This window comes from Bizionia sp. M204, from assembly GCF_023205095.1.
GTDB lineage: Bacteria > Bacteroidota > Bacteroidia > Flavobacteriales > Flavobacteriaceae > Algorimicrobium > Algorimicrobium hallyeonense.
Map to the genome: position 1 here is coordinate 1,780,441 of NZ_CP046242.1, position 15,874 is coordinate 1,796,314.

Genomic DNA, 15,874 nt, shown 5'->3' on the forward strand with positions numbered 1-15,874 from the left:
AGAATAAAAGTCATCATGATGAAGGCATCGTTTGATTTAAAATAACGGTTTTAATTTGATTGTAAATAACATCTTTTTGAAACGTCGCGTCATATATCATTTTAAAATAATCGGATTTCAGACCATTGTTTACCATATAGGGTTCTAATTTATTAATTAATTCTGGAATGTCGTACGGATTAAAACTAAAGTCTTGAATTGGGAATTTTTCCGCATCAATAAAACCTAAAGCACCAAATGACTTTGAAACCAAAACAGGCCGCCCCAAGGCTATTGCTTCAATAAAAACCAATCCAAAAGCTTCGTGAAAACTTGGTAAAACCACGACATCCATAGCATCATAATACGCGACCATATCAGGAACATTTAACAATCCCATAAAAGACACTGTATCATTCAATTCTAATTCACCAACTAATCGCTCTAAATCCTGCTTATAAGGTCCATCCCCAGCAATATATAAATGAATAGTATTTTCATGACCTCTCTTTAACTCATAAATAGCTTTAATCACCGAGACATGGTTTTTATCGGCTAATAAACGTCCTGGGCAACCAATTTTTAGTACAGGTTCATGACTATTTATTGTTGTAAAATTAGAACGGTTGCGATAATCAGAAATATTAGTCCAAAAAGAAATACATTTAGTTTTTTGCTTTGGAACCTTATAGACTTCATGCATTTCGTTTTGTAATTGCATCGAATTAGCGAGAACCACATCGGCCAAATTTAAATAAAACGTTTTGTTAAGAATTTTCAACCAGTTAGGCTTTGTATGACCATAAGCTGTATGAAACCACGCAATATTGCGTTTTACTCCAAGTAACTTACCAAAAAGCAAAGCTGGATTGATATAGCTAAAATTGGAAATAATGACATCAGGTTTACACTTTTTAATAATGCTAAATATAGATTTATAATTATGATAATATCCAGCCCGTTTGTCTCCATAAACATGAATGCCTTTTTGAAAAAAGAAATCCCGTTTGTTCTTCAAATAAAAATTATCTACCTCATATCCGTCTTGACAGAGTTTTTCCGACAACTCTTGAAAAAAACTAGAAAGCAGCCCTTGATTATGTGTATAGAAGATTAAAATTTTCATTGGATTGAAGTATCATTCATTCGCTGTATACCCTTTTAGTTCATTTTTCATTTTTCTATAAAAGTATGGTGCTCTAAAATAATGCCTGATTCCCTTAGCTAACGCTGCCGTAAAGTTGTCTTCATAGGGTGTTCCAAAACCTGCATTGACACCTTTTACCCTTAACGGTCTTTTCAATTGTTTAAAAACACCATGGTAATTACAATATTTTAAAGCAGAATCCCATAAGGCCATCTCAATAGAGTATTTAATGTTTATTGCCTGTCCAACACTTTTTAAGTAAGGAAAAAAGTCTTTAGTAAAAAAGAAACAACGAGCATCCATTTTATTCAGTTTATAAATATTACTTGAGAATAAACATCTATATTGTTCTACTCGCGATAAAAAATTTGAGGTTAACTCCATAATATTTAAAATTTTTAATCTGCCCGTAATTTTAATAATAGAATTAGATTCATTGATGAATTTTGAATGATCCATTGCATAATTAATAATTTCAAGTTCTTTAGCTCCTTTTCCTTTGTCTGGCATTGATGGTTGTGATGAAAATGTTAAAAACTCTAATCTATTTTTATAAGCTATTTCTTCAAATTCATCAGCCAATAGTACACCAGAATTTTCAACAAAAACTATTTTTAAATTGGTTTGGGTTAAATAATAACTAATTGCCTCAACATATTGCTCTCTTCTAATATCTGGATCTTTTAATGCTAAAGTTGCAAAAGTATTTGGTTTTACTGTGCCTGTCATTAATAGAACAACATTCTCATTTGAATTACTTATTATATTTTTCATTTTTGCAAGCTTAAAAAAAAGTTAAAATCCCTATCTATAGCAACTGAATTTTCGTAAAAATTTAAGAATCTTTTATAACCATTTGCACATATCGTGTTCCTAAATTGGGGTTCAGTAATAACCCGAGCCAATTGATTTTCTAAATCGACTGAATTTCCTGTTTCAAATAACAAACCAGTCTTTTCATGATGAATAATCTCCTTAATCCCAGTATTATCAGCACCTATAACGCAAGTTCCTACACTCATAGCCTCAATAACGGTATAACCAAAGGCTTCCGAATAACTGGGTATTATTGTACAATATGATTCTTTATAAGCCCTTAATACAGTTTCCTTATCCTTTACACCCAGAAAAGTCACATAGTCAGAAATACCTAATGAATGTGTTTGACTTATTAACTCTTGCAAAATTTCTCCTTGCCCTATAATGTCCAATCGCAGATTTGGAAACTTATTTAACAACTTTGAAAACGCCCAAATCAAGACATCTACACCTTTACTCGGATGTAGGCGACCTACATAAAGTAATTTTAGTTTATCCGTTGATACCTCTTTTAATAAGAGCCCATAATCTTTAACCGAATTAGGAAGTACAAAAACCTTGTTTTCTGGTATATTAAAAAAATCGACTATATCCTTTCTAGTAGCATTAGAATTTGCAATGACATTCGTCGCTAATTTATAGATTAATGACTTCCGAAACACTTTATAAGATTTTTGTTCATATTGAGAACTTAATGTACGTATCCAAGCTACTCTGTTCGGTACACGAAGTAACCAGCCAACTATTAAAAAGACATTAACAAAGCTGAACATGGATATCATTAATGTGGGCTTATGCTTTTGCACTAATTTATAGAGAAACCAAAAGTCCTTTGCAGTTACTGGATGTTTAGTAGGCCACTTTAAAACAATTATATTGTCTCGTAAACTAACTTTCGTATTCCTGATTTTGCCCGTTATAACTACAACTTGCTGCCTTTCGGATAGCTTATTACTTAAAGTAATAAAATAATCAGAAGTGGAATTGTCCATTATATTAAAAGTGAGAAATACCATTCAACTGTTACTTTATGATAATTTAATAATTGTTTTTAATCTGATCGCTGATTATTCTTAATTAAATTGGATTTTTCATCATTATCTCCTTTATATATAAATACCAAATTATGATAAAAATGCATTGAGATTATTTTTTTATCAAAATAAGTTTGTTCATAATTTTTAATGATAAACTCTTGATTATTTAAGCAGTCTGTTAAACTCTTGAAATAGTTAAGCATAGTTTTTGAATCGTTTAAATCCAAACTGTTACCTCCATAATCTTCCCAGTATGATGTTTGCGTATCTTCTATTACATAAACTCCGCCATCATTTAACTTTGGAAATAAAATTTTAAAAGTTTCAATTACATGCTCATTTATATGGCTTCCATCATCAATTATTATATCTAATCCACCAATTTCTTTAGTAATACTATTTAAAAATTCTTGATCTACTTGACTGCCTTGAAATATCTTAATTCGTCTTTCTTGTAATTGTCTTTTATCATAAATGTCGAAGCTATTAATTTTACCTAATGGAAAATATTTTTTCCACATTCTTAACGAATTACCACCAACATTAGGATTATCATAACCACCCACACCAATTTCTAACAAATTAATGCGCTTATATCTAAATCTACTTAAATGAGTCATGTAGTGTTGTGTATAAAAATGGCGTCCTACTTTGTCTGTTTTATAAATAGCGCCCAATTTATTTAAATTGCCTCCATAACCCATAGATCGAATGCTATTATAAACATCTCGCAACTTGCGCATACTTGAAGCCGACAAATAATTTCTGATATATTCCTTAATCATATTTAATAAAGTTATTACTGCTTTTGTTCCGAATTAAAAATAGTTAATAGATTTTCACTAGAAATTTGCATTATTTATAAGCCACAGCAACCAAATGAGCCGTATGTTCCTTACGCGTTTCCACGCCTTTAGATTGGAATCTATTAACAACAGTCCCCAATAAGGATTTCATAATCCGAACCGGATTGCTACTTTTTAAACTTTGTAGGCTCCAAACACGATACTTACCCGTACTAACGGCATAGTGCACATCAACAGTCTCAAAATATAGGGACAGTAAATCTTGCAACTCTTGTCGCGTATAATGCCGCACATGATCTGGGTTTTTCCCAGGGCCTTCATTTTTAATAAAATCACCATTCGGGGTTGTAAAATAAGCCCAACCGCCTTTTTTTATCACTTGAGCTATATGCTTCACAAATAAGTCATCGGCTTCCACATGCTCAATCACTTCAATACTCACCACAGCATCATAAGAATAATCTGGCAAGGTGGACTGTGTCATATCCTGAATAATAACATCTGTTATATTGGAGCGTTTCTTCTGAATGGTTGTTAATATAGAATCCGTAAAACCTAAATTCAAAGCCTCTTTCGTTCCGGCTTCTTGCGGCACATCTAACAAGGTAACAGCGGCTGGTAAATTAATGGTATAAGGCGATTTCCGCCCACCCACATCTAGAATCGATAGGGGTTTTCCGGTGGATACACCAGACTTTAAAAGCCGTTTAAGATCATTTCGAACGGTAACTAAATGAGTCGTCATGAGTGGAAACGTCAGCCAACGCATAAATTCGTACGAGGTCATGGGATATGTTTTTCGTTTAGATTACAATAATAAGTGTTATCTACAAGATTTCCACAAGGTTTCGTAAAAAGCTCTAAATTTTTAAAAATCTAAATTAACAAAAACAAGATTATCAGAGTCCTAAATAATGTTTCTCATACCTTAAACGCATACGGTTTTAGATAAATTACAGGTTCTTAATCCTTTAAGCAGTGTGCTTAATAGCTACAAAATTTAGCCTATCCAAGAGGTATCCTAACCTCCGTATGCCGAGTGAAAGGTTTAAAATACAAACGAAAATAAGCCTAGCATTTCCTGCCTGCAAAAGGAAGGAACCAGAAACCAAAAACCTCGCCTGCCTGCCGTAGAAATTTACTCGAAACCTTGAATTTCTAATACCTAAACCCAATCGTTTTAAGAAATAGAGAGCTACCAAGCTATCGTAAAACTTCCAAATCAAGGGAGTTAAGAACCAAAGTAATTTCACAATCCAGGTTAACTTAAAGAAAAAAGCGAACGTCACGCAGGAAAATGCGGAGCATTCACGAATACCTAAAAATAAAATAACGTGCATGAGTAATTTCCTTTAAACGGTTTTGATTTCCTGCCTGCCGGCAGGCAGATTTGGGTAGCCTGTCCAGAGCAAAGCGCAGGATCTGCATCAAGGCAACTGCGCAGCACATCATGAGTACCATAATAAAAATAGATACGAACGAATAAAATGAACAAAACATTGTTAACTATCCAAAAATAAACAGGTGCGGTGAGTACAAAAAATAAACATTAAAACGGTTTTGATTGCTCGCCTCACAAAGAAAGGAACCAGAAACCTGAAACTTTGAATTTCAAATACCTAAACCCAATCGTTTTAAGAAATAGAGAGCTACTAAGCTATCGTAAAACTTCCAAATCAAGGGAGTTAAGAACCAAAGTAATTTCACAATCCAAGTTAACTTAAAGAAAAAAGCGAACGTCACGCAGTGATTTCCTTTAAACGGTTTTGATCTTTTGGTTCGTTTTGCATCAAGGCAAAATGAACAAATTATTATAAATAAATCAACTCTAAAAAGTTATAAATCAAAGTTTTACAATCCAAGTTAACTTAAAGAAAAAAGCGAACGTCACGCAGGAAAATGCGGAGCATTCACGAATACCTAAAAATAAAGTAACGTGCATGAGTAATTTCCTTTAAATGGTTTTGATTTCCTGCCGGCAGGCAGGTTTGGGTAGCCTGTCCAGAGCAAAGCGCAGGATCTGCATCAAGGCAACTGCGCAGCACATCATGAGTACCATAATAAAAATAGATACGAACGAATAAAATGAACAAAACATTGTTAACTATCCAAAAATAAACAGGTGCGGTGAGTACAAAAAATAAACATTAAAACGGTTTTGATTGCTCGCCTCACAAAGAAAGGAACCAGAAACCTGAAACTTTGAATTTCAAATACCTAAACCCAATCGTTTTAAGAAATAGAGAGCTACTAAGCTATCGTAAAACTTCCAAATCAAGGGAGTTAAGAACCAAAGTAATTTCACAATCCAAGTTAACTTAAAGAAAAAAGCGAACGTCACGCAGTGATTTCCTTTAAACGGTTTTGATCTTTTGGTTCGTTTTGCATCAAGGCCAAAATGAACAAATTATTATAAATAAATCAACTCTAAAAAGTTATAAATCAAAGTTTTACAATCCAAGTTAACTTAAAGAAAAAAGCGAACGTCACGCAGGAAAATGCGGAGCATTCACGAATACCTAAAAATAAAGTAACGTGCATGAGTAATTTCCTTTAAATGGTTTTGATTTCCTGCCGGCAGGCAGGTTTGGGTAGCCTGTCCAGAGCAAAGCGCAGGATCTGCATCAAGGCAACTGCGCAGCACATCATGAGTACCATAATAAAAATAGATACGAACGAATAAAATGAACAAAACATTGTTAACTATCCAAAAATAAACAGGTGCGGTGAGTACAAAAAATAAACATTAAAACGGTTTTGATTGCTCGCCTCACAAAGAAAGGAACCAGAAACCTGAAACTTTGAATTTCAAATACCTAAACCCAATCGTTTTAAGAAATAGAGAGCTACTTAAGCTATCGTAAAACTTCCAAATCAAGGGAGTTAAGAACCAAAGTAATTTCACAATCCAAGTTAACTTAAAGAAAAAAGCGAACGTCACGCAGTGATTTCCTTTAAACGGTTTTGATCTTTTGGTTCGTTTTGCATCAAGGCAAAATGAACAAATTATTATAAATAAATCAACTCTAAAAAGTTATAAATCAAAGTTTTACAATCCAAGTTAACTTAAAGAAAAAAGCGAACGTCACGCAGGAAAATGCGGAGCATTCACGAATACCTAAAAATAAAGTAACGTGCATGAGTAATTTCCTTTAAACGGTTTTGATTTCCTGCCGTCAGGCAGGTTTGGGTAGCCTGTCCAGAGCAAAGCGCAGGATCTGTATCAAGACAACTGCGCAGCACATCATGAGTACCATAATAAAAATAGATACGAACGAATAAAATGAACAAAACATTGTTAACTATCCAAAAATAAACAGGTGCGGTGAGTACAAAAAATAAACATTAAAACGGTTTTGATTGCTCGCCTCACAAAGAAAGGAACCAGAAACCTGAAACTTTGAATTTCAAATACCTAAACCCAATCGTTTTAAGAAATAGAGAGCTACCAAGCTATCGTAAAACTTCCAAATCAAGGGAGTTAAGAACCAAAGTAATTTCACAATCCAAGTTAACTTAAAGAAAAAAGCGAACGTCACGCAGGAAAATGCGGAGCATTCACGAATACCTAAAAATAAAGTAACGTGAATGAGTAATTTCCTTTAAATGGTTTTGATTTCCTGCCTGCCGGCAGGCAGGTTTGGGTAGCCTGTCCAGAGCAAAGCGCAGGATCTGCATCAAGGCAACTGCGCAGCACATCATGAGTACCATAATAAAAATAGATACGAACGAATAAAATGAACAAAACATTGTTAACTATCCAAAAATAAACAGGTGCGGTGAGTACAAAAAATAAACATTAAAACGGTTTTGATTGCTTGCTTCACAAAGAAAGGAACCAGAAACCAGAAACTTTGAATTTCAAATACCTAAACCCAATCGTTTTAAGAAATAGAGAGCTACCAAGCTATCGTAAAACTTCCAAATCAAGGGAGTTAAGAACCAAAGTAATTTCACAATCCAAGTTAACTTAAAGAAAAAAGCGAACGTCACGCAGGAAAATGCGGAGCATTCACAAATACCTAAAAATAAAATAACGTGAATGAGTAATTTCCTAAAAACGGTTTTGATTTCCTGCCGGCAGGCAGGTTTGGGTAGCCTGTCCAGAGCAAAGCGCAGGATCTTTATCAATGAAAAAATAAGTGTTTTCACGCACACCTTAAAGCGTCATAAGAAGCAATGTGAGTAAAAAAGATAAGATGGATAAACTATAATATCTAAAATAGAAAATTATTATAATATTAGCTTTCTACCTATTATAAAACGCCAAAAATGCGGCTTGCTGTTTATGAAGATTAAATGCATCACGAACACGTCGTATGGCACGTGTTCTTATAACTTCTTTATCGACTGTGGAAAGCTCAATAACCTGTACCAATTGTTTGGCTAAAAGCTGGGGCTGTCGTTTAGGAACTACCCAGCCCGTTTCAGCATGCAACACGTTCTCTTGCAAACCTTCAGCATCACTAACCACACAAAGCAAACCCATTGCTTGAGCCTCTAATACGGCATTACAAAAACCTTCTTGAATACTGTATTGAATATAAATAGAGGCGTTTTCTAGTTGCCACTTAACCGCTTCTTGGGGTAGTTTTCCTGTAAATGAAATACAATCCAGTAAACCTAACTGATGTGCAGCAAAAACAAGACGCTCGCGTTCACTCCCAGCACCAATAATGGTATAATGAAAAGCAATACCCGCAGCCTTCAACAGCGCCAAGGCTTCCAGGGTGTATTCCAATCCTTTTTTCCAATGCAATCGTCCAACAGTAATTAACTGCAACACGGGATTAGCATTAGCCAATCCATGCCCTTTAAAAAACTGCGTATTAATAGCAGGTGTTATCACCTGAATATTACGAGGCAAAATAGTATAATCAACCAAAGTCTGTTTCATTTCTTCAGACAATACATGGTAACGCACGGCCTTTTTAAACAATAAATCATAACATCCCGGATGTTTCAAAGGCGACAAATACAAATCATAACCCCTAAAACTCACCGCCATTTTTGCGTCCATGGCTTGCGCCACATTTTCACGCGTAACAGCCAACATGCCAAATCCAAAATGAAGCCAATCCACATTCTGACTAAAAAAAAACTGATTCAAAATAAGTTGTCTAATATTAGCTTTTAAATGGATGCCATCGGCTTTATTTAAAGCAAACAATTTATAGCTTCTTCTAGGGTGCATAAAAAGTGCCTGTACAAGCGCTATAAAACTATACCATATGCGCGTCAAAAGACCACCTCCAAAATGAGGAGCGGCTACTACCTGACATCCAAAATCATAGTCGGTCGGATCTAAATAATCAACAAATAAAACAACCTCAAAACCCTTATCCTGTAATCCACTTATTTTATTTCTAAAAAAGGTTTCAGAATAGCGCGGCACCGTGGATAACACAAGACCAATACGTTTATTAAATGTCGTTCTTTCTCTCATATATAGTAAAAACCCATGGTTCTAAGTTTCATAATAGTTCCTATGTGCATTATAATATAGCAATTTTTCTATTTCAATGTCAACGCAACACCGCACAATTCACAACTCATCCCTACTCCCAACCTCAAAAATCAACACCTACCTGCCGTAGTCATTAGTCACTTTTAATTTTTCACTCGTCACTATTCACTTTTCACTTTTCACTTTTCACTTTTCACGCTTCACGCTTCACTTTTAACTTTTCACGCTTCACGCTTCACTTTTCACTGTTCACTATTCACTCTTCACGCTTCACTATTCACGCTTCACTTTTCACTCTTCAAACAATCCATGATAAAGCCCAATCATCCCTTGAACCATCTGTTCCTCACGATGATTAGTTTTTATAGCTTCCAAGCCATTCTCACGAATGCGTACGGTTTCGGTCTCGCTCAAATTGGCAATCTCAATAATTTTGGCTGCCATGGCCTGGGAATCCCGTATAGGAACCAAAAAACCCGTCTCACCATCATGAACAACCTCATCCATACCGCCACAATCCGTGCTTAAAACCAAGGTGCCTAAAGCCATAGCTTCCAATACCACATTGGCAATTCCTTCCTTAATACTAGGTAACAGCAATAAATCGGCCTGTGCTATAAGTTCTTGAACTTGAGGATAAGGTAGTGGATTTAATAAAGTCACCTGTTTGGACAGATGCAAGTCGTGAACCTGATAAGCCAGTTCAATATCTTTAGCGCCTCCAATTATAGTGTAATGAAAATCAACTTCTTGCGCTTGTAGTATTTTACAGGCATCTAATGCATAGCTATAGCCTTTTACCCAATGAGGCCGTCCTACGGAAATGATATCCAGTGGCTTATCAGGTAAACCCAAAAGCTCCGGTTTCTTGTCTATGCCTGTTTGAATTTCAGAAGCCGGTAATCCACTATATACAACAGTAATTTTGTTTTGGGCGGCACCATATTTTTGAGCTTCCAATCCAATAGCTCCAGATACCGCATGAAACCTATCAACTTTAGGAAAGTATGCCTGATACATAGCAGCTAAAGCGGCATCGGCTATCGGCGAATAATTAATATGGGCACCGCGCAGACTTAACACCAATTTCATACCAAAATCCTGAACCCAAATCCAATCCTTTAGGCCTTTGGCCCACTGCAAATGAAACACATCAGGCTGATACCATAGCACAGAATAATATTTGACTTTGGTATAAACATCAGTTTTCTGCTGCTGCTTTAAATAGGCATCCAACCGTTTTTTGTCACCACCTTTAAACAAGGTCAAGAGTATACCATAACGCATCAAATGCCAAAACTTGGATAGCCTATTCAATCGGTATCCCACCACCCTAACACGAGACGAATAGCTTGGTCGTTTACGTAAAATACCAAAAAGAATCACGGAATGCCCAGCATGAGCCACACCTGAAATCAGACGCTCTATAAAGGTAGTACTCGGTATTTCTCCAGAGTAAATAGCTATTTTTAAGGGGGTTTTCAACAAGTCATATTTTAAAATCTAAAGGTAAAAATCTTTACGAAACCAAACCCAACTATTTCAATTTTTAACCACAGGCAATAAACCCTAACTGTTTTTGGCTCCTCCCTTTAGTTAAAGGGAGGTGGCTAGATCGACCATAGGAGATCTAGACGGAGGGTTTGAAACATAAAAATCGATTAAACCTAAAAAAGAGTCCTGTAGAATATGTCAGCAATGGGACCATCTGCCGATTGAAGGAACCTTGCTTACCTACTAAAGAAAGAAACCATAAGCCCTAAAACCCCGCGAACATGTCCGCAAACCGCAAACTTACTGCCTGCCGACCCAATCGATTCACATGAAAATCATCATAAAAATACCGCGTATCCTTTAAAATATCAGAATGATTAATAACCGGAAACAAGGTAGTCCCCGTCGCCACAGCCAAGGTTTTATGAGGTGGTATATAAACCATTAAGGTCATGTCATATTTAGCACATAAATCCTGAATCTTTTTAAAATAGGGGTTTTTAAATTGGAGCGTTTTGGGGCGTCTAGAAACAATCAATTCCGAAACCTGAGTAGTAATAGGATAGCTGTAATTCCCATAAGCATCAAACCGATTGCGTTTTTGGGGTTCTACCAAACTAACCAACGATGGATAAAACAATTCCGCATTATAATAACCCACGCCAAGCATGGGGAACCACAAACTATTAGCGGCTAACCCAGCTGACCTGCCGGAAAAAGAGTCATAATAATCATAAACATAAGGGCGCGAAACATAAGGTAAAAAACGATAGTCATTGCCGCTTAACACATGGTCTATAACATCATAATCCAAGATACTGGCAGCTAATATACATACCGGCGTTTGCTTACCAGATGCCATAAAATGCTGAAGCATCAAATACTGACTAGATAAACTCGTATCATCCATAGATAAATTCAATCCATGCTTGCCTGAAACCGAATCAATGACCTGCGTATTAAGCGTTGTTAAACCCGTGCTAGAACCCAATATAATATAATCAAATGCAGAGCTTTCTATTTGCCGCTCCAAAAATGAGGGCTTGTAAAACGACCCTTGACGTAATGCCCATAAACTACCATATGAGATAGCCGAAGAAACCCCTATAAATAGTAGTAAAATAAAACCAATACGTTGTAGAAAAATACCCATTAAAATTGAAAATATATAAAGTCTACTGGATTCTTATAAACACCCATAAAAACAATTAATACCGCAATAAATATAACGTGAAAAGTAGACAATACCACCTCTTGTTTGTTTTTTTGCACGGTTCGAAACTCATAAAAAAGCAACACCAAAATGCCTAAAGCAGTAATAGCACTAAATAAAAGCGATTTGGAACTACTATAAAACAATTCTAACGATAGAGAATCAAATCGAACAAGATCTTCCAATAGCGTCCAAGCAATAGTCACGGTATCGGCTCTAAAAAAAATCCAAGCCAAACAAACAAATATAAAAGTAAGTAAAATACGAGGCGCTTCCCGAAGTCGCATGCGCGTACCATCTATATAATTCCGGTTTTTTCCACCAATTAGCAGTGGTAAAAACAAAAGGGCATGAATCCCACCCCAAATAATAAAGGTCCAATTGGCACCATGCCAAAAACCACTCACCAAAAACACAATAAACACATTCCGAATCTGGAACCACATCCGCCCTCTGGAACCGCCTAACGGAATATATAAATAATCCCGAAACCAAGTAGACAGAGAAATATGCCAACGCCTCCAAAATTCGGCGATATCCCTCGAAAAATAAGGAAATGAAAAGTTCGTCATTAAGTTGAACCCAAAAAGTCGCGCCACACCAATGGCAATATCAGAATAGCCTGAAAAATCACCATATATTTGAAAAGCAAATAAAACGGCTCCTAAAAACAGTTCTGCGGAACTATAGCCGCCAGAGCCATCAAAAATCTGATTCACAAAAAAGGCACAATTATCAGCCACTACCATTTTTTTAAACAAACCCCAAATAATAAGAGACACACCGCTTATGGCAAAGTCAGAATCAAAGACGCGTGGCTTGGAAAACTGGGGTAACAACTGCTTGGCGCGCTCAATTGGCCCCGCCACTAATTGCGGAAAAAAGGCCACGTACGTAGCAAATTGTACCATATTCTTGGTGGGCTCTAATTGCCTTCGGTACACATCAATGGTATAGCTCAAGGTTTGAAACGTATAAAAGCTAATCCCAACGGGTAAAATTATGGAGAGCGTTTCTACAGACAGGCTCACGCCTATACTGCCCCAAGCATCCACCCAACTGTCCACAAAAAAATTATAATATTTAAAAAACCCGAGCAGGCCTAAATTACAAATCAAACTAATCCCGAGTAATAGCTTCCGCTTTTGGGGTTTCTCCGCCTTTGCCAAACCCCGAGCCACCGTATAATCAACAAGCGTACTAAACACAATCAACCCTAAAAAACGCCAATCCCACCAGCCATAAAACACATAACTGGCTACTAACAATAACACATTCTGTGCAGACAACCAACGCTTAAATACAAACCAATACAGTATAAATACCAAGGGCAGAAAAATAGCGAAGTCTAAGGAGTTGAATAGCATAGGAAATTAGGAGTTGCGACCTTCGTATAAAGTCGATTTGAAAATAGCTAATATCCTATTAATGTGAGAGAGATCGTCGGCAGTTAACCTATCCTTTTTATAACCAGTGGTCACCAACGCACTTTCAGGATGTGTTTTAGATGAGGGCTGTTTATAGTATTTTTGTAGGTTAGCAACAGGTTCCAAATTAAAGCGGTCGCATAAACCATAAAACAGGTTAATATCTCTTGACAAATCCTCATAACGAACCACTTCCATGTCTCCCGTATATGGGGATGAAACTTCCAACGGAATCACATTTTCAATACACCATCGCAAAGTTAATATTTCAATAGGTAATAAGTCCTCGTGTTTTGTTATATCATAACCAAACTCGGTTTGAATCAAAGCGACTAATGAATCTTGCGCTACAAAATGTGATAAATCATACAACCAAGGGAATTTCACTTGCTGTTGCGAGCGAATAACATCATAGGGGTTTCTAATAATATGAATCACAGGTATGCCAAACACCTTATGTAAATAGGTAGCAGACAAATTGAACCGGACAAATTTAATAATAAACTGTTTCGGTACAAAAGGCCACAAATGCCGTTTCCACTTCCGATTGCTATTTTGGGCAATCCAATCACAATCAACTCGGTTTTTAAATACACGCCGTAAATAAGCATAGGCTGCTGCCGAATCAGATGGTTCTTTGAACCACCGATCACATAATAAATAACCGTTTTTAGTACGTGTTTCCTGTTCAGGTTCAAACAACATGCGGTACCGGTATGGTTGCGCCAAAGTTTCGCTTAACCAACTCGTACCGCTTCGGGCACTCCCAACAACTATAATATGTTTATTAAATCGCCCCATCTTTCAACAAAGTTTTATAGAGTTCTTCATGAGCGGTTATAAAGGCTTCCATCGTAAAATGTGCTTGACAATACACCCGTAAATCCTGCCCTATTTTAAACCGCGCTTCAACATCCATACATTTAATGGTATTAATTTTTAAAGATAAAGCTTCTGGATTTCCAGCCTCAAACAAAAGGTGTTTAAAATCACTTAACACAAAATTTATTCCGGTAATATCCGAACCAAGCACCGGAATGCCCATACTCATGGCTTCTACCAATGCCATAGGCATCCCCTCCTTTCGGCCTTCATCCAAAGTAGGAATCACATATAAATCAGCAGACTTAATATACGGGCGTACATCCAACTGCTTTCCAAGAAACTGAATCTGGTTCTGCAGCCCTAACGCATGCCCTAAAGCCATCATGTCACGACCATAATCATTGTCGCAATCCCCTAATATACTTAAGCGTATAGTCGAATCTTGAAGTAAATGTATAGCTTCCATTAAAACCTGAATACCCTTTACAGGCACCAAATTAGCCACCGTTATAACATGAAATGCAGTGGCATCAACAGCAATAGGTTTTAAAACAGCATCAGGAGAATAATAATTGGTATCAATACCTAAAGGAATTAAAGCTTGTTGCTGTTTATTGGGAAAATAACCACGCATCTCATCATTAATAGTCACGATAAAATGAGCCAAATAACTTTTTATATACCAATGTTTAGAATTAAAACCCATAGCTTTTTTGGTGTAAAGCCATTTAACACCAACAAAGCGCGCAGCTAAAGCTTCAGTCCAATCACTACTCCACTGCCACGAATGAACAATATCATAATTTTGCGCTTTATAAAATTTAGAAATAGCCCATATCCGAGGCAGCAAACTAAAATAGGGTTTATAAGGCGTTTTAGTTTCAAAAATATGGATAGGAAGCCCCAAAGATGCTACCTCTTTAAAAAAAGCTCCAGCATCACTACCGCAGGCTATTTCAATATCAAATTTGGAACTATCCAAACCCCGAACCAAATCATAAACAACTTTACCACTGCCTGCCGTATTAAAATTAGATATGGTAAAAAGAATGCGTATTTTTTTAGTGCTCATCTAAACGTCTTATAATTTTTGCAGGATTGCCAGCTACAACACAATGGGAAGGCACATCCTTAACCACCACAGAACCAGCGCCAATAGTAACCTGATCACCAATGGTAATAGCCCCAATAATCACCACATGAGCACCTACCGTAACGTTGTTACCAATAACGGGCAATAAATGATTATCATTCCCCTTATTACCAACAGTTAAACCATTCCGAAATTGAAAATTACGCCCTATAGATTTCGCGTTAATAACCGTGGCAAACGGATGATAACACATCAAACCACCAGCAATCTCCGTACTCCTAAATAGTTTACAAGGCAAATCATTCATAAATAAATAACGCCAACGATAGCCGAGCTTATTAATCCGCCAGAAAAAAATATAGGCATAATCTGGGTAATAAATCATAACGTGCTGAAATTGCTTTTCTAGCGTTGCATATTGGGCTTTGCTCCCACGTACCAACAAAGTTTGTTTTATATCTGCCTGAATTACAGGGCTAGTAACCACATAACGCTTATATAAACGCTGCAATAGCAGTTTTTTAAAAGCATGTGTTATAAGCTGTCGGGGGTTCATGAGCATAAAAT

General features: G+C 36.4%; 12 protein-coding genes. All 12 read right to left on the reverse strand.

From position 1 onward, the window contains the following. Window positions 1–13 precede the first annotated feature (13 nt). Window positions 14–1,105: a glycosyltransferase family 4 protein gene (locus tag GMA17_RS08055; RefSeq protein ID WP_248395093.1), complete on the reverse strand. Its 1,092-nt coding sequence runs from the start codon at window positions 1,103–1,105 to the stop codon at window positions 14–16. Window positions 1,106–1,117: 12 nt separating this feature from the next. Beyond that, entirely contained in the window at window positions 1,118–1,900 is a 783-nt protein-coding gene (locus GMA17_RS08060; RefSeq protein WP_248395094.1) for a hypothetical protein, read from the reverse strand. Then, a complete protein-coding gene (locus tag GMA17_RS08065; RefSeq protein WP_248395095.1) occupies window positions 1,897–2,937 on the reverse strand; it encodes a glycosyltransferase family 4 protein in 1,041 nt (346 codons plus the stop codon). Before GMA17_RS08065 ends, GMA17_RS08060 begins: the two co-directional genes overlap by 4 nt. 59 nt (window positions 2,938–2,996) lie before the next feature. After that, window positions 2,997–3,767, reverse strand: coding sequence for a class I SAM-dependent methyltransferase (locus GMA17_RS08070; RefSeq protein WP_248395096.1), 771 nt, complete (start codon window positions 3,765–3,767; stop codon window positions 2,997–2,999). 70 nt (window positions 3,768–3,837) lie between these two features. After that, window positions 3,838–4,575, reverse strand: coding sequence for a bifunctional 2-polyprenyl-6-hydroxyphenol methylase/3-demethylubiquinol 3-O-methyltransferase UbiG (locus GMA17_RS08075; RefSeq protein WP_248395097.1), 738 nt, complete (start codon window positions 4,573–4,575; stop codon window positions 3,838–3,840). Window positions 4,576–8,037: 3,462 nt separating this feature from the next. Then, window positions 8,038–9,234, reverse strand: coding sequence for a glycosyltransferase (locus GMA17_RS08080; RefSeq protein ID WP_248395098.1), 1,197 nt, complete (start codon window positions 9,232–9,234; stop codon window positions 8,038–8,040). Between the two features lie 312 nt (window positions 9,235–9,546). Next, window positions 9,547–10,740, reverse strand: coding sequence for a glycosyltransferase family 4 protein (locus tag GMA17_RS08085; protein ID WP_248395099.1), 1,194 nt, complete (start codon window positions 10,738–10,740; stop codon window positions 9,547–9,549). Window positions 10,741–11,014: 274 nt separating this feature from the next. After that, on the reverse strand, window positions 11,015–11,902 hold the full coding sequence (locus GMA17_RS08090; RefSeq protein WP_248395100.1) for a hypothetical protein: 888 nt from the start codon (window positions 11,900–11,902) through the stop codon (window positions 11,015–11,017). Continuing rightward, the gene (locus GMA17_RS08095; RefSeq protein WP_248395101.1) at window positions 11,902–13,329 is read right to left on the reverse strand and encodes an MBOAT family protein; all 1,428 of its coding nucleotides are present in this window, start codon (window positions 13,327–13,329) and stop codon (window positions 11,902–11,904) included. The genes GMA17_RS08090 and GMA17_RS08095 overlap by 1 nt, the downstream gene beginning before the upstream one ends. 6 nt (window positions 13,330–13,335) lie before the next feature. Next, the gene (locus GMA17_RS08100; protein ID WP_248395102.1) at window positions 13,336–14,190 is read right to left on the reverse strand and encodes a sulfotransferase family protein; all 855 of its coding nucleotides are present in this window, start codon (window positions 14,188–14,190) and stop codon (window positions 13,336–13,338) included. Then, window positions 14,177–15,286, reverse strand: a complete 1,110-nt coding sequence (locus GMA17_RS08105; RefSeq protein WP_248395103.1) for a glycosyltransferase — start codon at window positions 15,284–15,286, stop codon at window positions 14,177–14,179. Before GMA17_RS08105 ends, GMA17_RS08100 begins: the two co-directional genes overlap by 14 nt. Next, window positions 15,276–15,869 (reverse strand): serine acetyltransferase, encoded by a 594-nt coding sequence (locus tag GMA17_RS08110; protein ID WP_248395104.1) that lies wholly within the window; start codon window positions 15,867–15,869, stop codon window positions 15,276–15,278. The genes GMA17_RS08105 and GMA17_RS08110 overlap by 11 nt, the downstream gene beginning before the upstream one ends. Window positions 15,870–15,874 lie beyond the last annotated feature (5 nt).